The organism is Trichococcus flocculiformis (genome assembly GCF_963662535.1).
In the GTDB taxonomy this organism is placed as follows: Bacteria; Bacillota; Bacilli; order Lactobacillales; family Aerococcaceae; genus Trichococcus; species Trichococcus flocculiformis.
Genome location: NZ_OY759718.1, coordinates 2,739,624 through 2,760,246, shown reverse-complemented (window position 1 = coordinate 2,760,246; position 20,623 = coordinate 2,739,624). Strand labels below are relative to the sequence as shown.

Genomic DNA, 20,623 nt, shown 5'->3' with positions numbered 1-20,623 from the left:
TGCGCTTGGAGCTTTTTTGGATTATTTCTGGGCATCCCAAATCTGTTTGGTTGAAAGGCCAGCAAGCAGGCGGCTGTTCTGGTTGCGTTTGATCAGATTATTGGTCCTGCGCTCCTCGTATCCGGAACAGATCAGCTTTTCTTCCTCCGACTCGGGCTGGATCAGCGGCATCACAAAGTCCGGATCCGAGCTGTCGGTGATGACGAATGTCAGGAAGGCGTAAGCGCAGATGCGGCTTTCACTGGTGCGGACGTCGGTGGCAGTAAGTTTGGCGAAGGCTTCCACGGATGTGTTTCCACAGCCGGAAACGTAAGCCTCGACATAGATGGCCTCATTTTTCTGGACGGGCTGGATGAAAGCGATCAAATCTACGGTCGCGGTGAAAGAAGGGCGCTTGACGAAGTTGAACACCGCCCTGCCGCAGGCTGAATCGAAGTGCGACATGATTTCGCCGCCAAACAGGGTATCTTTATCGTTCAATTCGCTGTAGGACACGAAAGCAGTGCGTACGTTCCGCGTCTGGTTGCATGACAGTTCTTTTTTTGTAGGGTTCATATCATCATTCCTTGTTTGGATTATTTTTTTTATTGTATCACAGCTTTTGGCTTCGAAAGCTTCTTCCGATTGCTTTTGCATTTTTCGACTGAGGGTTCTGATTTGTATCCGTTTGCATAACGTTATAAAATGGACACAAGAGATGCATTTCTGCCGAAAAGGAATGCGGCTTGCATCTGTCCGCCGAAACCAGCAGAAGAAAAGAGGGTTCGCCAATGAACAGAAAACTGATGCGCATGCTGATTGTTGCCGCTTATATTCTTCTCCCTGTGCTTATCGCCGCAGTATCCCTCAGGAATAGGAGCTTCCTTTCCGCAGGTCCGCCATTTCTTGGGATTGTATCCTATACTTGGCTTTTGACGGGCGTCATCATTGCATCCCGTCCCAGGTTCATTGAATACTACTTCAGCTTGGACAAGCTGAATCGATTCCACGCCATCATGGCCGTCGTTGCGCTGGCGATCGGAATCACACATAAACTATGGGTGACGCTTCTCTGGGGCTGGGCATACCGCTATTCGACCATCTTCGGGGACCTGGCCATCATCTTTTTTTTGACCATCGCTGTCCTTTCCGCTCTCGTCATGACGAACTGGTTCGGGCGAAAAAAAATCGTCAAAACGGCCAAAACTACCCTCAAAAAATACCCCATCGCCAACTACGAGAAAATGAAATTCGTCCATAATTTCAACATAATCGCCGCCACTTTTCTGGCTATCCATGTCTTGACCATGACCATTATTGTCCAGGGCGACTATCTTGCCGCCGCCATCCTAGGAGGCTACTTCGCTTTGGCTTTTAGCTTGTACATCAACCACAAATTCTTGAAGCCGATCAGACTCAAAAAAAATCTTTACACCGTCACCGCCACCAGACCGGAAAAGGGCAACGTCCTGGAAGTCCATCTGAAGCCGGATAGTGGCGAAATATTCCCTTATCGAGCCGGGCAGTTTGTCTTTCTGCGCCTGTATGACCCACAGTATTCACCGGAAGAGCATCCGTTCTCGCTGATCAGTGCTCCGCAGGATCGGGATAAGGTCGCATTGGCCATCAAGGATTCCGGGGATTACACGCACCGCTTCCAAACGCTGCAACCGGGAGTCAAAGCGTCGGTTGAAGGCCCTCATGGCGGTATGTGGCATGTCCAGGAAGGCATTCACGATAAAACGGTGAGTATGGTCATGTTTGCGGGAGGCATCGGGATCACACCGATGCTGGGGATATTGGAAAACAGTGCATACCTTCAGTTCCCGAACAAGACGGTACTGGTCTGGAGTCTGAAAGATCGTAATGAGTATGGTTTCACTGAAAAATTGCAGGCGTTTAAGGAAAAGCTTCCGGATTTCCGTTTGGTGCCATTCTTTGCCAATGAGAGCGGCTTTCTCGATGAAGGAAAAATCGATAAGATACTCAAGGACAATGAAATCCGATACGAGGCAGCCGAGTACTTGTTGTGCGGACCACCGCCATTCATGAATGCGGTCGAAGCAGCTTTGCTTAAAAAAGGTATTCCCAAAGATCGCATCCATTATGAAACATTTGGTTTATGATGAAGGAGGAAACGAAAATGACTAGAAGCAAATGGAGCCTGATGCTGCAAGCAGGGATAGCTGGCCTGTTGTTAGTCGCATGTGCGCCTGACACTGTCGAAGACAGCGAAACAACGAGTTCCGAAAGCGTATCGGTCAGCAGTTCGGCCGCGGAAATGCAAACCTTCACGCTTGAAGAACTCAGCCAATACACCGGCAAGGACGGCCAGCCTGGTTATGTTGCCGTCGATGGGGTAGTTTATGACGTCACAAACGTGGAAGCATGGAAAGACGGGGAGCATCAAATGGGATTGACTGCCGGCAATGAATTGTCGGAGGAGATCAATAGTTCGCCTCATGGCAAACAGGTACTTGAGGGATTGCCGATCGTAGGCGAGTTTGTCGAATGATTTTTTGGCGCACGTTTAGGCAAATAATATTCGGATATATAATTTGAGGCTGGGGTTTTGTCCCAGCCTCGTTTTCTATTTGGACGAATACTGTGACAAAAAAGTGACAAATTTTCAAGGCTTCTTTTTAGTGTCCAGGGGCTTTCTGAATCATTTCATAATTTTAAGAAATGGCTTCATGGAGAGGTTTCAAAGCGTTTTGAAAGCCTTATTTTATCCGTTATGGTTCGATGATTCAATTTTGAACAGAATCCGAACCTTTCAAAACAGGGTGAAAGTGCCTTCAATTTTTCTGATAAACTGCCTATACTTGTTCTTGAAGGAAAGACGGTGCAACTGTCTGTTCCAGAACTATTTTGAGAGGGGACAAATCATGAGAGTCGATTTAACTACTAAACCTTATAACTTGGATGCCGAGGGAATCAAGTGGGTCAAAGATACGATTGCAGGCATGTCTGTCGAAGAAAAAATCGGGCAACTGTTCATTAATATGGGTTCAGAACGCACGGAGGAATATTTGACTGGCGTATTGAACAACTATCACATCGGCGGAGTCCGCTACAATCCTGGTATGGCGGAAGAAGTTTACGAACAAAACAAAATTCTGCAGGAAAACAGCAAAATCCCGTTATTGATCGCTGCCAACACCGAAGCAGGCGGCAACGGCGCATGTAAAGACGGTACGTATGTCGGCGTTGAAGTGAAAATCGCTGCCACGAACGACACGAAGTACGCCTATGAAATGGGCCGCGTTTCCGGTGTCGAAGCTGCTGCTATCGGCTGCAACTGGAGTTTCGCTCCGATCGTGGACATCAACCGCAACTGGCGCAACCCGATCATCGCAACCCGTACATGGAGCGGCGATGTCGACAAAACCATCGCAATGTCGTTGGCATACATGAAGGGTATCCAGGAAAGCGGCATTGCACCAGCTGCAAAACACTTCCCTGGGGACGGAATCGACGAACGCGACCAACATTTGTCATTCAGCGTAAACCCATATTCCACTGAAGAATGGGATGCTACTTTCGGTAAAGTGTACGGCACTTTGTTCGATGCTGGTTTGCCTTCCATCATGGCTGGTCACATCTCCTTGCCTGAATACGTGAAATACTTCAACCCGGCAGCTACCGTACAAGAACAAATTATGCCGGCTACTTTGAACAAATACATCCTGACTGATCTGTTGCGCGACAAAATGGGCTTCAATGGCCTGGTCGTAACCGATGCCAGCCACATGGTTGCGATGACTTCCGCCATGAAACGCCAAGATATGCTGCCGACAGCTATCGCTGCAGGTTCCGACTTATTCTTGTTCTTCAACGATCCGGACGAAGATTTCCAATGGATGTTGGATGGATACAACAACGGCGTCATCACGGACGAGCGTTTGGAAGAAGCTTTGACGCGCATCTTGGGCACAAAAGCTGCTTTAGGTCTGCACAAAAAAGCGAAAACAGAAATCTTGCCGTCCAAAGAAGAAGCGATGGCTAAAATCGGCTTGCCGGAAAACAAAGCAATCGCAGTTGAGGTTGCCGACAAAGCGATCACTTTGGTCAAAAACAACCAAAACATCTTCCCGATCTCACCGGATAAAACGAAACGTGTCCTTTTGGTCAACGTTGAAGGCCATAAAGGCGGCTTCGGCGCAATGATCGGCGGAGAAGCTGTTCGTCCTGTCGATACATTGAAAGGTATTTTGGAAGCTGAAGGCTTTGAAGTCTCCATCTGGGAATCGACGGAAGAGCGGATCAACAAATTGCCGGAAGAAGAAAGAGCTGCTGCCGTTGCGAACGTGTACGCTCAAAAACGTCCGATCAAAGATTTGATTGCGGCCTACGATTTGGTCATCAACGTAGCTTCGGTACAACCGAATACGGATCAACGCATCCAATGGCCAGCTTCAAAAGGAACACCGGACATTCCGTTCTATGTCCATGAGATCCCGACAATCTTTGTATCTGTGCAAGCACCGAATCACTTGGCTGACGTGCCGCAAGTACAAACATACATCAATACATACGATTCAAAAGACTTCACACTGCAAGCTCTTGTCAACAAAATGGTCGGTCGTTCTGAATTCACCGGTGTGTCTCCAGTTGATGCATTCTGCGGATTCTTAGATACGCGCTATTAACCGATAAGAAAAGCTGAACGGGTTCGTTCAGCCCTGAAAGAAATTTAGGAAATCTGTCCGACTGAGCATCGAAGAGCGCAATAGGACAGATTTATCTAATTTCCGAAGGGCTAACCCGTGAAGCTGGACATCATTTTAGATGCATGAAACAAGTTACAAACTTGTGAAACACGTATGGTGATGCACTTTTGAGTTGAAAAAATTTTATAAATCCCTATATGTTAAGAAAAAAACTTCACAAGTCCGCGCTACGCGATCTTGTGGAGTTTTTTGCGTTTTTTCCAGTATTGATGCACCATCCCGCCAATCACCATTCCCGAAAACTTATTTGCAAGTGCTTGTCAGGGGTGATAAAATGAAAGAAATTTCATTTATCAAAAATGAATACTAGAGCCTGAAAATGGCCCGAATGCGTAAAGCCAGAGGAGGCAACACGATGAATAACGAATTGAAGGAAAAGATTCTGAAGATTATCGAAAAGAACAACAAATTGACTGATGAAGAAGTGGCGGTCATGCTAGGTGTTGAAACAGAAGAAGTGGCGATTGCTGTGAAAGAACTGGAAGCGGACAAAATCATCTGCGGCTACCATACTTTGATCAATTGGGACAAAACGGGCGATGACGAAGTTTCTGCTATCATCGAGTTACGCGTAAACCCACAAAGAGGCTCCGGCTTCGACCGTATCGCTGAAAAAGTTTACCAATTTCCAGAAGTGGAGACCGTTTTCCTGATGTCCGGTGGCTTCGATTTTATGGTGCAATTGAAGAAAGCTCCGATGAAAGAGATCGCACTATTTGTTGCGAAACGTCTTTCCGTCATCGACGAAGTACAATCAACCACTACTCATTTCGTATTGAAACGTTATAAAGATCATGGCACGTTGTTCGTGGATGAGGGTGACGACAAACGGATGGTGTTGACTCCATGAGAAATCCGATAAATGCTAAGGTGCGGGAAATCAAACCTTCCGGCATCCGGAGATTTTTTGATATTGCGAATGAGATACCCGGAGTGATTTCGTTGGGGGTAGGTGAGCCTGACTTTGATACCCCTTGGATTGTGCGTGATGAAGGCATGTACACCCTTCAAAAAGGACGCACCTTTTATACTGCCAATGCCGGTTTGGCCGAACTGCGTCAGGAAATTTGCCGATATTTGGAACGGCGCTACAATCTTCACTATTCTCCTGAGAATGAAACCATTGTTACAGTGGGCGGAAGCGAAGCCATCGACTTGGCTTTACGGGCCATGTTGGATCCGGGTGATGAAGTCATCTATGCGGAACCGTGCTATGTTTCCTACCTGCCATGCATCGTGCTGGCTGATGGGGTTCCCGTCGCCATCCCGCTGCAGGAGAAAAACCAATTCCGTTTGATGAAAGAAGAGCTGGAAGCAGCGATCACTCCGAAAACGAAAGTACTGATCCTTTCTTATCCCAATAATCCGACCGGCGCCGTTATGTCCAAAGAGGACTTGGAGGCAATCGCTGAAGTCATCATCGCTCACGATCTTTTCGTCATCACTGATGAAATCTACAGTGAACTATCCTACAATGGACATCACGTCAGCATTGCATCCTTACCGGGAATGAAGGAACGGACTGTGTACATCAACGGCTTCTCAAAAGGGTACGCGATGACCGGTTGGCGTTTGGGCTACGCAACTGCTCCACCGATCATCATGGAACAGATGATCAAAATCCATCAATTTGCCATTATGGCTGCACCGACGACAAGCCAATACGCGGGTATCGTTGCGTTGCGGAATTGTGATGATAATGTAGCGGAGATGCGTGAAAGCTACAATCAACGTCGCCGCTACTTAATGAAAATCCTAAAAGATTTGGAATTGCCATGTTTTGTGCCTTATGGTGCCTTTTATATCTTCCCGAACATAACCGAGTTCGGATTGAGCTCGGAAGAATTCGCTACCCGTTTGGTTCTTGAGGAGAAAGTGGCTGTTGTGCCCGGCTCGGCCTTCGGAGAGAGCGGAGAGGGCTTCATCCGTATTTCCTACGCTTATTCAATCGAAGAGCTGAAAGAAGCTTTCGAACATATAAAAAGCTTTATCGAACGCCTACGTGCAGAGAAAAAAAGCAACCAATAAGAAGAAAGACTGCATAATTGCGTTCGTACGCAACTTTTGCGGTCTTTTTTCTCTATACTATGCGGGAGAGCGGTTTAGGCGTTTATTTTGTTGAGTATCGAAAGAATGGCCATGTATCAGGCTTTTTTTACATTTTCAAAATTTTTGAATAATAACTGTTTACAAAATATACCCTATGGGGTATTATAGGTCCATAAGCGATTGATACTACTTACGAAAAAGGAGCCAAGTATGCTATTTAATTTATTCAACAGTCTGCCTTCAATATCCACTAAGGAATTGGAAGCTAAATTAACCGAGAAACCACAAATAATCGATGTGCGTGAACCGAACGAATTCATCGGAGGACATATTCCCGGAGCAAAAAATGTTCCGTTGAGAAAAATGGAGGCATATACCCCCAAGGGTAAGGTGTACGTAATCTGCCAATCAGGTGCACGCAGCAAACGTGCAGCGACTATCTTAAAATCCAAAGGCTACGATGTAGTCAATGTCAAAGGCGGCATGTCCGCATGGTCAGGCCCTACAAGAGGAGGAAAACTATGATGAAAATTGTTATTATCGGTGGAGTGGCGGGCGGGATGTCCGCTGCAACACGGTTGAGAAGATTGAATGAAGATGCAGAAATCATCGTATTGGAAAAAGGACCTTTCGTTTCCTTTGCCAATTGCGGCTTACCATACTATATTTCGGGTGATATCCAAGAACGCAGCGATCTTTTGGTTCAAACTCCTGAACAACTGCGCGCACGTTTTGACTTGGATGTCCGTCCTTTCAGCGAAGCAATCGCAATTGATGCGGATAAAAAAGAAGTGACAGTGCGTTCAAAAGAGGGCGATTATCAATTGGCTTACGATAAAGTCATTTTGTCTCCAGGTGCGAAACCATTCGTTCCACCGGCAGAAGGCCTATCCGAGGCCAAAAACGTCTTTACAATGCGCAATGTACCGGATGTGGATGCTGTCACAGGATTCATCCTTGAAAATAACCCGAAAAAAGCGGTTGTGATCGGAGCAGGATTTATAGGCCTTGAAATGGCTGAGAGCTTAGCCCACCGTGGTTTGACTGTTACAATCGTCGAAAAAGCACCGCATGTCCTTCCTCCTTTCGATGAAGAAATGGCTGCCTACCTGGCGGATGAGTTGAGAGCAAATGGTGTTACGCTGTATACAGGCGTTGCCGCTACGGCTTTCCAAAATGAAGGTAAAACGATTGTTCTTGAAAATGGCGTGACACTGGAAAGCGATTTGACGATCATGTCAGTCGGCGTCCAACCTGAGAACAGCCTGGCAATCGCTGCAGGTATCGAAACGGGCATGCGCGGCGGTATCCTGGTCGATGAGAACTATGAAACAAGCAAAAAAGACATCTATGCAGTCGGGGATGCAATCATCGTGAAGCAACAGATCACCGGTGAAGACACCATGATCGCTTTGGCTTCACCTGCGAACCGCCAAGGACGCCAAGTAGCCGATGTCATCAGCGGCTTGAACAGAAAAAATAAAGGCAGCATCGGAACTGCAATCGTCCGGGTATTCGGCTTAGCCGGAGGTTCCACAGGTCTGAACGAACGCCAATTGCAGCTGTCAGGAAAAGAATATGCAGTCGTGCACATCCAAGGAAAGAGTCATGCCGGCTACTATCCGAATGCATCAGCAATCGTCCTGAAATTGCTTTTCCATCCGACAACCGGTGAAATTTACGGAGCGCAAGCTATCGGTGCGGATGGCGTAGACAAACGCATCGACATCATCGCTACAGCAATCAAAGGCAATTTAACGGTCCACGATCTGCCAGAATTGGAATTCACATACGCACCTCCGTTCGGTTCAGCCAAAGATCCAGTCAATATGGCCGGCTACGCAGCCATGAACATCATCGAAGGCGTTTCTGAATCCATCCAGTGGTATGAATTGGAAAAGTTGCAGGAAGCAGGCTATCAACTGTTGGACGTCCGCGGCGAGAGCGAAATTGCCAGACTCGGTGCCTTGGAAGGGGCCATCAATATCCCTGTCGACGATTTGCGTGCCCGTATCGGGGAATTATCGAAAGAAACACCGATCATCGTCAGCTGCCTCAGCGGTCTGCGCAGCTATATCGCTGAACGAATCTTGAAGCAAAATGGATTTACAGTCAAAAATTTAGATGGTGCATTCAGCTTATATGCAACCGTCAGACCAGAAAAGGTGGTAAAATAAAATGTATCAATCAATTACAATGCCGGAATTCGAACAATTATGGAAAAAAACTCCTGTCAAACTAGTGGACGTACGTGAAGATGACGAATTTGCACATGCACACGTTGATGGCGCCATCTCTATGCCTTTGAGCGGTTTAGAAGACACTGCGGACCAACTGGATAAGGACGAAAATTACTATGTTATGTGCCTGAGCGGTGCTCGCTCAACTGCAGCTTGCCAATATCTTGCTTCAAAGGGCTACAAAGTAACGAACGTAATGGGAGGCATTTCGGCCTGGAGGGGTGAAGTTGTGTGAACCAATACAACAAAAATATAATCAATCGCATGAAGCGTGCGGAAGGGCAAATGCGCGGTATACTCGCCATGATGGAGGACGGCAAAGACTGTTCTGATGTCGTGACCCAATTATCCGCAGTCCGATCCAGTATCGATCGCGCAATGGGTATCATCGTTGCGGAAAATCTCGTCGCTTGTGTGAATGATCAGGAAAAGGACGGCATCTCAAAAGAAGAAAGCGTCCAACAAGCAATCAATCTGCTTGTGAAGAGCAGATAGAGCTTTGGATGCACTGTGGTCGCGAGCGACCAAGTGTATCATGTCTCTAAGCGATTAAAAATCGCGAGAGCCATGACAAATCCCGGGTAGAAATCGAGCACTAAGAGGATATTACGAGAACGGCCGTTTTTTGGCCGTGACGTAATATTAGCTTAGGTGGAGATTTCTGGGAATCAGAACGCATTTGCGAGAGCGCGTGACGAATAATAGAAGAGAGGGCTGGTCTCATATGAGACCAGCCCTCTTTTTGCGAGGAGAGCGATGATAGCGAGCTCTGGTTGTCCGATTCAGTCGGATTATCGGACAACCTCTGGGTAAGCACCCTCAGCTCCGGCGAGGATCCACCCGCCGGAGGATACCGGTAACTTTCAGCCCCACCTCCTGCCAAACTTCTCCCATCGGAGGAAAAAAAACAGAATGTTTTCCGAACTCCGGCGAAGCCTCCGTTCACCGGAGTACACATGCAAAACACTAAACTCCGTATGCCTGCGCACAATTATTTTGTCTCCATTCCCCATTCTGATACACTGAACATGAAGAAGTTTTTTTATATTCTGGATGGACATAGCTGCACTATCAGAGAGGGTGTTTTCAGTTGGACAAAATCATAGAAGTCAGAGGCTTATCAAAGCGTTTCGGAGATGTACAGGCGGTCAAGAACATCGATTTCCATGTGAATGCCGGTCAGCTTTTTGCATTTTTGGGACCGAACGGAGCAGGCAAGTCAACGACGATCGATGTCATTTGTACACTGCTGCAGGCCGACAGTGGGGAAGCCAGGATCAACGGGTATACTTTGGGAAAGGATGACTTTGCGATCCGCTCCGATATAGGCGTCGTTTTCCAAACAAATTTATTGGATAAACTGTTGACCGTAAAGGAAAACCTTGAGGTGAGGGGGAGTTTTTACGGACTGTCCAAATCGGAATGGGAACCGGCTTTTCTTCGAGCGACTCAGGCTGCTGGAGTAACGGAGTTTTTGGATAGGCCGTACGGAAAGTTGTCCGGTGGGCAGAAGCGGCGAGCGGATATCGCGCGGGCTTTGATCAACACGCCAAAGATTCTCTTTTTGGACGAACCGACGACGGGCTTGGATCCCCAAACCCGTAAGAATGTTTGGGATACGATCCGGAAACTCCAGGCGGAACATGGGATGACGATTTTTCTGACGACGCATTATATGGAGGAAGCGGCCAGCGCAGATTATGTCGTCATCATCGATGAAGGCGAAATCATCGCGGAAGGGACTCCGGATGCGTTGCGGGAAAGATACAGCTCTGATGTATTGAAGATGCGGACCGGAACAGTTTCCGAAGTGAGCCGTATTTTGGATGCGCATCAGATGCAGTATGAGTTGCAAAAAGATCTTTTCCGTGTGAAATTAGCTAAAACATTGGATGCGTTACCCATTCTGGAGCAATGCAAAACTTATCTGACTTATTTTGAAGTGGTGGCGGGTTCGATGGATGATGCCTTCATTGCGATCACAGGAAAGCAGGTGCAGGAATGATACCGATTGTCGGACGCAACATCAAAATATTTTTCAGGGACAAGGCGAATGTCTTCTTTTCCTTGTTGGCAGTGCTGATCATCATCGGACTCTACGTTTTTTTCCTGGGCAAGAATTTGACTAGTGGTTTAGGGGATTCGCCAGGTGCTCAGTACGTCATGGATAGCTGGATCATGTCCGGTGTCATCTCGGTTTCCGGTGTGACGACGACGATGGGGGCATTCGCCGTCATGATCGATGACCGGGCCAATAAAATTTTGAAGGATTTTACGGTATCACCGATCCGTTCGAGCAAATTGGCGGCAGCCTATATCCTGAGTTCGGTGGTTGTTGGTTTCATCATGAGTCTCGTCACGTTCGTGTTGGCCGAAGCTTATATCTTCCTGAATGGTGGGGAATTGTTGGCTCCGCTCGCCATACTGAAGATGCTCGGCCTGATCCTGCTCACCGTGTTGACGAGTAGTGCAATGGTCTATTTTCTGACCTCTTTCTTCAATAGCCAGAACGCTTTCGCGACTGCCAGCACGATTCTTGGCACCATCATCGGCTTCCTTGCCGGGGTGTACGTGCCGATTGGGCAGTTCTCGGATAATGTGCAGACGATCATCAAACTGTTTCCGATGACCTATTCGGCTTCTTTGATGAGGCAAGTGATGATGGAGGAACCTTTGAAAATCTCGTTCGAAGGCGCTCCGGTTGAAGCGTTGGATGCCTTCAAACTGATGATGGGCCATACCATCCGCTTCGGGGAATCCGCAGTGACTCCCTTCACCAGTATGCTGATTCTGATCGCCACCGCATTGTTGCTTTACGGTCTGTCCATCCTGAACATATCCAGAAAAGCGAAATAAGCAAAGAACCGACGGCCTCTCAATGAGCGCTGTCGGTTCTTTTGTGGTTAAAACAGATTTTTGATCTTCTCGATATTTTTGATGATGACGGATGTGGTGCCATCAGGATTATTGATGAATTCCACGACATCCGGGTCTTTGTAAAGCTCCAGTGGAATGCTGATCTCGATGCCGTTATCGAGCCGGAATTTTTGTTTGGAATATTTTGGGCCGGCGACGGCAGCTTCCGCCGGGGCCCGATCGACATAACCCAATTCTTCGACCTGCTCGAAATATTTCTGCTTCTTGGCGAAGTTATCGCCGAACAAGGCTTCAGCGATTTTTTCGTTATCGATGAGATTATCTTCCTGCATGCTCGTGACGATGGCTTCCTTCGTTTCGGCCAATACTTGGAATTCTTCGTCGTTGAAGGCTTTGCTGGTCTTTTGGACAGCCTTTTTGATGATCGAGATGTTCTCCTTCAGGCTCGGTTTCGGTGTATCCTCCAGGAACATTTCCGTGAAGTAGTTCACCTTTTCACCGAGTTCTGCGATCATGTGTTTTTTCTCGATGACATGGTATACCATCTGCTCCAAATTCACGACAAGGCCTTCCTGGATAGCTTGTCTTTGCGAAGGCAGGATGGCACGGTTCAGGATGATCTGGTTGGTCAGAATATCCCCTTCATACGAAACAAAGTGCGTATAGCTGTCTGAGTAATTCAGCTTGAATACCCCAAGGCATGGCACTTCATCCAATTCAAAATGCGCGATCAGCAGATCCGCGGGCGGGATTTCGGGATTCAATTTGGTCACATTGAAGAATTTTTCCGACAAGGCTTTCGTGCCTTCGACGAAATCGCTTTGGCAATTCTTGATCAGGGCAGTCATCTGATTGTCCTCTTCCAAAATCCCGTCCTTCATGCTGTCTGAATCTTCGACCTTTGCGACCATGGCTTCGATATATTCGATCATCATGCGTTCGGATGTATCCAGGCCGGCATAGGAAAAAATCGGTTCATTCGTGTTGATGTCCAAAATGTGTAAAATGGCTTCTTTAATGCGTATCAATTTTGTCAACCTCCGTTTTCGTTCACGCTTATCAGTATCCCACAAAATCGTTCTTCGGACAAAGTAAAAATATCAGCTTTCTATTTGTCCGGCCATCGCATATAATGATGTTATTTGAAAAAAAGTAAAGGAAAGGAGGGATGGAATGTCTCACTATAAATCCGGGGTGCTATTCACCGTTGTGGGTGCTTTGTTGTGGGGGATTTCGGGCACCAGTGGGCAGTTTCTGCTGCAGCAGCGCGGGTTGACATCCGGCTGGTTGGTCGCTGTCAGAATGCTGATGGCCGGTTTGATTTTGTTGATGTTGTGCTACAAAAAAGAAAAAGAGGCTATCTTCCGGGTCTGGAAAGATAAGCGGGACCGCAGGGATTTGTTCCTGTTCGCGTCTTTGGGTCTGTCCTTTTGCCAATACACGTATTTTGCTACAATCAGTCATTCAAACGCAGGAACAGCTACAGTCCTGCAATTTTTGGCTCCGGTTCTGATCATGATTTACCTTTCCGTCAAGAACAGAAAATTACCGCGGCCAGCTGAATTAACAGCCATCACCTTTGCGGTCGCCGGCATTTTCCTGTTGGCCACACATGGCCGATTTGATAGTCTGGCCATATCACAGGAGGCATTGATTTACGGCCTCTTGTCGGCTGTTTCTGTCGTCATCTACAATCTGCAGCCTGCCCGGCTCATCAAAACTTATGGAACGCTGCTGTCGTTGGGGTGGGGGATGCTGATAGGTGGCATTCTGCTTTCGTTAGTGTATCAACCTTGGCGGATCATCGGTACTTGGGACCTTGCAGCATTTGCAGCATTGCTGGTCATCATCATCTTTGGGACGGTGATTTCTTTCAGCCTCTATCTGGAGGGCGTACATCGTATCGGCGCAACAATCGGAAGCCTACTTTCATCGGCCGAACCGCTTTCTGCAACGTTCCTTTCCGTTTTTTGGTTAGGGACCAGTCTGCACTGGACGGATCTGGTCGGTATCGTGTTGATTCTTTCAACCGTATTCCTGTTGACGTTGAAAACAAAACCGATAAAAGCAAGCGAGATTATCCAAACCGAGCCGAATATCTGAATATCAAGGAAAACGTGAGGCTTTTTGGCATCACGTTTTTTGCATTCCATAGCGTCATAATTTCTAAATACAGGCATTTGTTCTATAATGAAGATAGGTAAATGTCAGGTTATGAAGAGGGTCAAATCAGAAATGAGGGGATCATAGTGAAAAAAACGAAGATAGTCTGCACAATCGGACCAGCCAGCGATTCCGTCGATGTGCTGGTAAGGATGATGGACAGCGGCATGAATGTAGCACGTTTGAATTTTTCGCACGGTGCACACGATACGCATATGATCAGCCTGAATAATGTCAGGGAAGCTGCACGATTGGCGAACAAAAATATAGGTATCATGCTGGATATCCAAGGCCAGAAAATCCGCACAAATAAGATGACCGATGACGCCGTTACCTTGGTTTCCGGGGAGTCGGTAACCATCAGCATGAAACCTGTGCTGGGAACAAAAGAAAAATTTTCTGTCACCTATCCTGAGCTGATCAATGATGTGACGATCGGCATGCATATTTTGATCGATGATGGCTTGTTGGTTCTGGAGGTTACGGACATCGATTATGAAGCTAAAGAGATCATAGCGATTATCCAAGTGGGCGGTACCCTGAAGAATTCAAAAGGTATCAATGTGCCGGAAGCCAAGTTCAGTATGCCGGGGCTGACGGAAAAAGATGCTGCGGATATCCGCTTCGGTGTTCAGCAAGGAGTGGACTTCATCGCTGCAAGCTTTGTCCGAAGACCTGATGATATCCTGGAAATTATCGAAATCCTTGAAGAAATGGATGCGACGGACACGCAGATCATCGCCAAAATCGAAAACCAGGAAGGCGTCCAGAATGCCGAAGAGATACTCAAGGTGTGCAGCGGCCTGATGGTGGCGCGCGGCGATTTGGGTGTGGAAATCAACGGAGGCGACGTCCCAATCGTACAGAAAGACCTGATCCGGAAATGCAATCTGGCAGGAAAACAGGTCATCACCGCCACGCAGATGTTGGACTCCATGCAATGGAATCCGCGTCCGACAAGGGCAGAAGCGAGCGACGTCGCGAACGCCATATTTGACGGAACAGACGCAGTCATGCTTTCCGGCGAATCTGCTGTCGGCCAGTACCCAGTCGAAACTGTCGCGATGATGGCGCGTATCGCGGAACGGACGGAAGAAGCTCTTGAGGCAAATGGCGGCAACCTGTCCGCATTGTCTATGTTCGACAAGGCCTCCGTTACCGAAGCGATCAGCCAAGCTGCAGCCCGCACGGTCATGAATTTGGGCATCAAGACCATCGTAGCGGCAACCAGCTCCGGGCATACGGCCCGGATGATCTCAAAATACCGCCCGAAAGCGAATATTTTGGCTGCAACCTACAGCGAAAGGGTGCAGAGAGGGCTGACGCTTGTCTGGGGTGTGCAAGCTTTCGTCATTGCAGAGCCTGAAAATGTTGACGATATGCTAAATAATGTAACCGCATTGGCGAAAGAAAAGGGCTTCGCGCAACCTGGAGACGCCATCGTCATCACTGCTGGGACGCCGATAAGAGAAAGCGGCACGACCAATTTAATGAAAATCGAACGCATACCTGATTGAATGCAAAACACTGAGTAGATCGGTTTTTTGTATTGGGATTGGATTTATACTAAGAGATTCCACCGCCAAACCACAGAAAGAGGCAGCCTCATTTCGAGGCTGCCTCTTTCTGTCAATGATTGATCACGAGATGATCTGGTAGTCTTCTAATTTTGTCTTGACTGCTTCGATATGCTCTTTCACGCGTTCCGGTGCTGGTCCGCCGGCTACATTTCTGCGGATGACGCATTCCTTCAGGTCGACCTTCTTATAGATGGTTTCGTCAAAAGCATCCGAGTGTTTTTTGTACATCTCCAACGGGAAGTTTTCCAGCGTAAGGTTCTGTTCTTCACACTCTTTCAGGATGTTTCCGGTGATCTGGTAAGCGTCACGGAAAGGGATACCTTTTTCGACAAGGTAATCGGCGCAGTCGGTGGCATTCAGATAGCCTTTTTGTGAAGCCGTCAGCATGGCTGCTTCCATCACGTCCATATCGTTCAACATTGCAGGCAGGATTTCCAAACAGAAGGTCACTGTGTCGATCGCTTCGAACAGCAATTCTTTTTCTTCCTGCATGTCTTTGTTGTATGCGAGCGGCAAACCTTTCATCAAAGTCAATACGCCCATCAAATCGCCGAAGACACGGCCGGATTTTCCACGCAACAATTCCGCGATGTCCGGATTTTTCTTCTGCGGCATGATGCTGGAGCCGGAAGAGAACGTATCCCGGATTTTCACAAAGCCGAATTCCTGTGATGACCAGATGATGACTTCTTCAGCCAGACGGGAAATGTGGACCATGATGATCGACAGATCCGCCAACATTTCTAAGGAATGGTCGCGATCGGATACGCCATCCAAACTATTCCGGGAAAAATCCTTGAATCCGAGTGCTTCAGCAGTGAAGGCGCGGTCCAACGGAAGAGTTGTAGTCGCAAGCGCGGCACTGCCCAGCGGCATATAATGCAGAACCCGTTCTTTGGCATCATCCAAACGAGACTTGTCCCTCAGGAACATCTCCGTGTATGCCATCAGGTGATGGGCAAAAGTGATCGGTTGTGCACGTTGCAGATGGGTGTAACCTGGCATGATCGTTTCCAGATGCTCTTCGGCTTTTTCGCTCAATGCGAGGGAAACGTTGGCAGTAAGACTGGACAGGTGCTCCAACGCAGATACAGAATACAATTTCAAAGCAGTCGCTACTTGATCGTTACGGCTTCTTCCTGTGTGGACTTTTTTGCCGATAGCGCCAAGGCGACGCGTCAGTTCTGCTTCCAGGAAGCTGTGGATATCTTCTTCCGAGAAATCGATGGTCAGATCGCCATCCTGCAGTTCATCATTCATTTTGCCCAGTTCATTGACGAGAGCATCCGCTTCTTCGCGGGGAATGATTTCGGTTTTGCCCAACATTTTTGCGTGAGCGATACTTCCGGCGATATCGGCATAGACCAGACGGGCATCCGCATCGATGGATGAATTGAATTCAAATGCCTTTTCATTCATGGAACCGTGATAATTATTTGACCAAATTGCCATAATTTCCTCCTCGGCAGGGTGCTTAACTTTAGGTGGATCAATACACTGCAATCCCTGGCTGTTTTAATAGTGTTTTAGTACGTTTCTGTGTTGCTGCTTTTTTCTTTTGCTTCCGTCAATTGTACAATTGTTTCGAACGCAACTTCAATCCCTTTTTGCAATTGCGCATAATCCGTCCATTCTTCCGGTGTATGGCTGATGCCATCTTTGCTGGGAACGAAAATCAAGCCTGTTTCAGTGAAATCCGCGAATATCATGGCGTCATGACCGGCACCGCTGACCATTTTCCGATAGCGCAGACCCATTTTTTCGCAATTTTCGATCAGCAAGGTTTGGATATCCGCTGACATCTCGACCGGCTCCGCATAGAGTAACTCCTCGGTACTGAAAGAGATGCCGGGTATTTTCACATCAGCCACAAGCTGCTCGATTTTCTGCAGGATGCGCTGGATGGTATCGCTATGGGCGGAACGGATATCCACCGTAAAAGTAACCTGATTCGGGATGACATTGGCTCCGTTTGGGAGGACGTTCAGTTTTCCGACAGTCAAAACCGGCCTATCAGGTTCATCCAATACCATTCCCGGCAGTTCCTTCAATATCGATACCGCCCCCGCGAGGGCATCAGCACGACCTTCCATAGGAGTCGTTCCCGCATGGCCGGATTTCCCTGTCACTGTGATGCGAATTTCGGTCATACCGACAATCATCTCTACGATACCCACATCCTGAGCTGCTGCTTCCAATAAAGGACCCTGTTCGATATGCAATTCCAGAAAGGCTTTTACATCCTTTCCGGTGCGCTGAGCCGAGCCGATTTCAGCAGCGTTGAAACCCATTTTTTCCATTGCTTCAGCTGCGGAAAGGCCGGTATTGTCCTTCATTTCGTTCAAATCTGCAAGAGTGATTTGGCCGGCTATCATGCGGGAACCCAGCACGCCGCCTCCGAAGCGAGAACCTTCTTCTTCGATCATGGCAATGACTTCGAGCGGGTATTGAGGTTCGAAGCCATAATCCCTGAACAAAGCGGCTACTTCGAGTCCGGTGACGATGCCAGCAGGGCCATCGAAAGAGCCTCCATTCGGGACACTATCAAAATGTGAACCGATGATGACCGTAGGCGCATTTTTCAAGGCACCTTCCATTCTTCCATAAATGTTTCCGACGGCATCTTCCCGTACAACCAGGCCAAGGTTATTCATTTCTTGTTTGATGTAATGGCGGGCTGCTGCATCTTCCTTACTATAGGAAAGTCTGGTCGTTCCGTGCCCAGGAGTTGAGGTAAAACGTGCAAGTGACTCGATGTGGTTCTCGATGCGGTGTTTATTTGCCTTAAACATAATTATTTGTAGGTCTCCCTTCTTAATGCTGCCTATTTATAAGGCTACATGCAAATGCGGACATTCTCATTTTTTTTTAATTTCATTTTCTATATTGAATCCTAGAGCAAAAATAACCAAAAAGCAAGATAAATCAAGGTTTATCATAATAAACGGAGCATAAAAATGAACAGGGCTACTGAAAACTGCCGCAAATCGCGATTGACAGAGAGACAACAGCACGTTACAATATCATTAATTTATTTTTAAATGTGAATTTGATGAAAAAAGTATTGGGAAGTAATGAAATAAGCAGTGGGATGAGAAGAATCTACAGCTGTATGATCATATAGATATATGTTGCGGGAAAGGAAAGCTTGTACCTGGAAAGTGTCCGTGAAGCATGGCCACACTTCATTAGAAAAAATGTGACGGGAGGAATAATGGGTGAAACCGATTATAGGAATTGGAGGCAACCATCTGACTACTGAACTCGGAAATCAGATGGAAAAAACATATACACCGCAGGGATTTATTGATGGTGTACAAGTAGCAGGAGGAATTCCGCTTGTGATTCCGATCAGCGATCCAATGGATGCAGAGCACTATATAAACGCCGTGGATGGATTGATTTTGGCGGGCGGTCAGGACGTATCTCCTATTCTTTATGATGAGGAACCGACACATCGCTTGGGTGTCACGCATCCGGCAAGGGATGCTTTTGAGATTGCATTGGCCAGAGAGGCATACAATCAATGCAAACCGATTTTTGCGGTATGCCGCGGCATGCAGTTGATCAATGTTGCTTTTGGTGGCAGCCTGCATCAGGATATCAGCCAGCTTGAAAAGTATGATGTCCAACATGACCAAAAAACGAACATCCAGTATGCTTCCCATTCGATTTCGATTGCCCCGAATAATTTCTTGCGTTCCTTTTTAGGGGAGAAACACCTCGTCAACTCTTTCCATCATCAAGGCGTCAAAGAATTGGCGGAGCCTTTTGAGGCCATCGCTTGGAGCTCCGACGGGTTGATTGAGGCTTTCCAGGCAAAAGAAAGAAGCCAGAATATCTTCGCGGTGCAGTGGCATCCGGAGTTTATGCTGGCCTCTTCCCAGAAAATGCAATATTTCTTTGATGAGATCGTCTTCCTGGCGGGAACAGGCATCCATTATCAAGACAACGTGATGCATTATTAAGTATTGTTCAAAACCCTGCAGCTATCCGGTTGCTGGGTTTTTGAACTTTTGTGTGGGTTCGAATCTGCTAAAAAATAGCTAAAGCACCCGCTATAGATTAGAATATAGGTAAGAAGAATGCCAATGGTAGCTGGGAGGCAAATGATATGAAACGTGTACCGAACATCTTGACGCTGATTCGCCTATTTTTGATTCCATTTTATTTGACGGTCTTCTATTCCGATACGGCGCATCCGGTCCGGTGGGCGATGATTATTTTTCTGGTCGCCAGCCTTACCGACATCATCGATGGCTATATCGCCAGGAAATATGATGCCATCACGAAATTCGGACAGGTGGCTGACCCGTTTGCGGATAAAGTGATGCAGCTTTCGGTTCTGTACACTTTGATGGACATCGGGTATATCGAAAACTGGTTTTTCCTGATCGTATTGATAAAAGATGGCCTGCAAATATTCCTGGGCGTGGCTTTGCTGAATGTCGAGCCGAAGATCATCGTGCCGGCGAATGTGTTCGGAAAAGCCACTACCGTTCTGATTTTTGCAACGATCTTGCTTTCTTTGTTCCGCCTGCCGGGATTGATCTACCTGCAGTTGTTCGTCGGGGGATTAGCTGTTTTCACTTTCTCCCAGTATGCCTATCATGTTTGGCAAGCATGGGAAAAAAATAAGTCAGCTAAAACCGATAACCAATGAACAAAAAAACGACGAGGAAACTCGTCGTTTTTTTTGTAGTGTAGGATACAATTTATTGTATTCAAAAGTGCATCACCTTAGGTGTTTTACAGAGTTTCAAAATGTTCCATGTATCCCATAGCGTTGGCTAGCTTCACGGGTAAGCCCTTCGGAAAAAAGAATAAGGAACCTCTTGTCTCTGCGAGCCAAGACATACTGTTCGACTAATCTGCTGACGCAGAAAGTCTCTCAGCAATTGCGCTCTTCGATGCTCATTTGCATGGGAGACTTAGGGATTCATCCCTTAGACTCCCAGTATAAGGTGACCGAAGGGAACGTTGCGAGGCCAGATTTCCTAAA

At 47.3% G+C, this 20,623-nt stretch carries 18 protein-coding genes and 1 pseudogene; 15 read left to right on the top strand and 4 right to left on the bottom strand.

What is annotated here, in order from left to right; all coding sequences use genetic code 11:
• Window positions 1–21 precede the first annotated feature (21 nt).
• Window positions 22–555: an acyl-CoA thioesterase gene (locus ACKPCD_RS13125; RefSeq protein WP_321433462.1), complete on the bottom strand. Its 534-nt coding sequence runs from the start codon at window positions 553–555 to the stop codon at window positions 22–24.
• A 215-nt stretch (window positions 556–770) separates the two neighbouring features.
• Between ACKPCD_RS13125 and ACKPCD_RS13120 the strand changes: the two genes are divergently transcribed.
• The 11 genes from ACKPCD_RS13120 to ACKPCD_RS13070 all read left to right on the top strand — a co-directional run bounded on the left by ACKPCD_RS13120 (window position 771) and on the right by ACKPCD_RS13070 (window position 11,857).
• Window positions 771–2,105, top strand: a complete 1,335-nt coding sequence (locus ACKPCD_RS13120; protein WP_321433461.1) for a ferredoxin reductase family protein — start codon at window positions 771–773, stop codon at window positions 2,103–2,105.
• 155 nt (window positions 2,106–2,260) lie between these two features.
• On the top strand, window positions 2,261–2,494 hold the full coding sequence (locus ACKPCD_RS13115; protein ID WP_319219831.1) for a cytochrome b5 domain-containing protein: 234 nt from the start codon (window positions 2,261–2,263) through the stop codon (window positions 2,492–2,494).
• Between the two features lie 373 nt (window positions 2,495–2,867).
• Complete coding sequence (locus tag ACKPCD_RS13110) at window positions 2,868–4,631, top strand: glycoside hydrolase family 3 protein (RefSeq protein WP_321433460.1); 1,764 nt, start codon at window positions 2,868–2,870, stop codon at window positions 4,629–4,631.
• A gap of 436 nt (window positions 4,632–5,067) precedes the next feature.
• Complete coding sequence (locus ACKPCD_RS13105) at window positions 5,068–5,562, top strand: Lrp/AsnC family transcriptional regulator (RefSeq protein WP_068559116.1); 495 nt, start codon at window positions 5,068–5,070, stop codon at window positions 5,560–5,562.
• On the top strand, window positions 5,559–6,740 hold the full coding sequence (locus ACKPCD_RS13100; RefSeq protein WP_321433459.1) for an aminotransferase class I/II-fold pyridoxal phosphate-dependent enzyme: 1,182 nt from the start codon (window positions 5,559–5,561) through the stop codon (window positions 6,738–6,740). Before ACKPCD_RS13105 ends, ACKPCD_RS13100 begins: the two co-directional genes overlap by 4 nt.
• Before the next feature lie 231 nt (window positions 6,741–6,971).
• On the top strand, window positions 6,972–7,286 hold the full coding sequence (locus ACKPCD_RS13095; RefSeq protein WP_068559112.1) for a rhodanese-like domain-containing protein: 315 nt from the start codon (window positions 6,972–6,974) through the stop codon (window positions 7,284–7,286).
• Complete coding sequence (locus tag ACKPCD_RS13090; protein WP_321434576.1) at window positions 7,286–8,938, top strand: FAD-dependent oxidoreductase; 1,653 nt, start codon at window positions 7,286–7,288, stop codon at window positions 8,936–8,938. The genes ACKPCD_RS13095 and ACKPCD_RS13090 overlap by 1 nt, the downstream gene beginning before the upstream one ends.
• Before the next feature lies 1 nt (window position 8,939).
• The gene (locus ACKPCD_RS13085; RefSeq protein WP_068559109.1) at window positions 8,940–9,236 is read left to right on the top strand and encodes a rhodanese-like domain-containing protein; all 297 of its coding nucleotides are present in this window, start codon (window positions 8,940–8,942) and stop codon (window positions 9,234–9,236) included.
• On the top strand, window positions 9,233–9,496 hold the full coding sequence (locus ACKPCD_RS13080; protein ID WP_072763656.1) for a metal-sensitive transcriptional regulator: 264 nt from the start codon (window positions 9,233–9,235) through the stop codon (window positions 9,494–9,496). Before ACKPCD_RS13085 ends, ACKPCD_RS13080 begins: the two co-directional genes overlap by 4 nt.
• Window positions 9,497–10,091: 595 nt before the next feature.
• Window positions 10,092–11,006, top strand: a complete 915-nt coding sequence (locus ACKPCD_RS13075) for an ABC transporter ATP-binding protein (protein WP_321433458.1) — start codon at window positions 10,092–10,094, stop codon at window positions 11,004–11,006.
• Window positions 11,003–11,857 carry an ABC transporter permease gene (locus ACKPCD_RS13070; RefSeq protein WP_068559105.1) on the top strand — a complete coding sequence of 285 codons (855 nt, stop codon included), beginning with the start codon at window positions 11,003–11,005 and terminating at the stop codon, window positions 11,855–11,857. Before ACKPCD_RS13075 ends, ACKPCD_RS13070 begins: the two co-directional genes overlap by 4 nt.
• Before the next feature lie 47 nt (window positions 11,858–11,904).
• On the opposite strand, the gene ACKPCD_RS13065 is transcribed toward ACKPCD_RS13070, so the two are convergent.
• Window positions 11,905–12,906 carry a nucleoid-associated protein gene (locus tag ACKPCD_RS13065; protein WP_321433457.1) on the bottom strand — a complete coding sequence of 334 codons (1,002 nt, stop codon included), beginning with the start codon at window positions 12,904–12,906 and terminating at the stop codon, window positions 11,905–11,907.
• Window positions 12,907–13,051: 145 nt separating this feature from the next.
• Here ACKPCD_RS13065 and ACKPCD_RS13060 point away from each other — a divergent pair, with 145 nt between their 5' ends.
• Window positions 13,052–13,981, top strand: a complete 930-nt coding sequence (locus ACKPCD_RS13060; RefSeq protein ID WP_321433456.1) for a DMT family transporter — start codon at window positions 13,052–13,054, stop codon at window positions 13,979–13,981.
• Window positions 13,982–14,127: 146 nt separating this feature from the next.
• Window positions 14,128–15,549, top strand: a pseudogene (gene pyk / locus ACKPCD_RS13055) (pyruvate kinase); the annotation flags it as partial.
• A gap of 132 nt (window positions 15,550–15,681) precedes the next feature.
• Here pyk and argH read toward each other — a convergent pair.
• A complete protein-coding gene (gene argH / locus ACKPCD_RS13050; RefSeq protein WP_086987848.1) occupies window positions 15,682–17,073 on the bottom strand; it encodes an argininosuccinate lyase in 1,392 nt (463 codons plus the stop codon).
• A 74-nt stretch (window positions 17,074–17,147) separates the two neighbouring features.
• Window positions 17,148–18,413, bottom strand: coding sequence for a Zn-dependent hydrolase (locus ACKPCD_RS13045; protein ID WP_321433455.1), 1,266 nt, complete (start codon window positions 18,411–18,413; stop codon window positions 17,148–17,150).
• 426 nt (window positions 18,414–18,839) lie between these two features.
• Between ACKPCD_RS13045 and ACKPCD_RS13040 the strand changes: the two genes are divergently transcribed.
• Window positions 18,840–19,589, top strand: coding sequence for a gamma-glutamyl-gamma-aminobutyrate hydrolase family protein (locus ACKPCD_RS13040; protein WP_068559095.1), 750 nt, complete (start codon window positions 18,840–18,842; stop codon window positions 19,587–19,589).
• A gap of 146 nt (window positions 19,590–19,735) precedes the next feature.
• Window positions 19,736–20,284 carry a CDP-alcohol phosphatidyltransferase family protein gene (locus ACKPCD_RS13035; RefSeq protein WP_086987852.1) on the top strand — a complete coding sequence of 183 codons (549 nt, stop codon included), beginning with the start codon at window positions 19,736–19,738 and terminating at the stop codon, window positions 20,282–20,284.
• The last annotated feature ends 339 nt before the right edge of the window (window positions 20,285–20,623 follow it).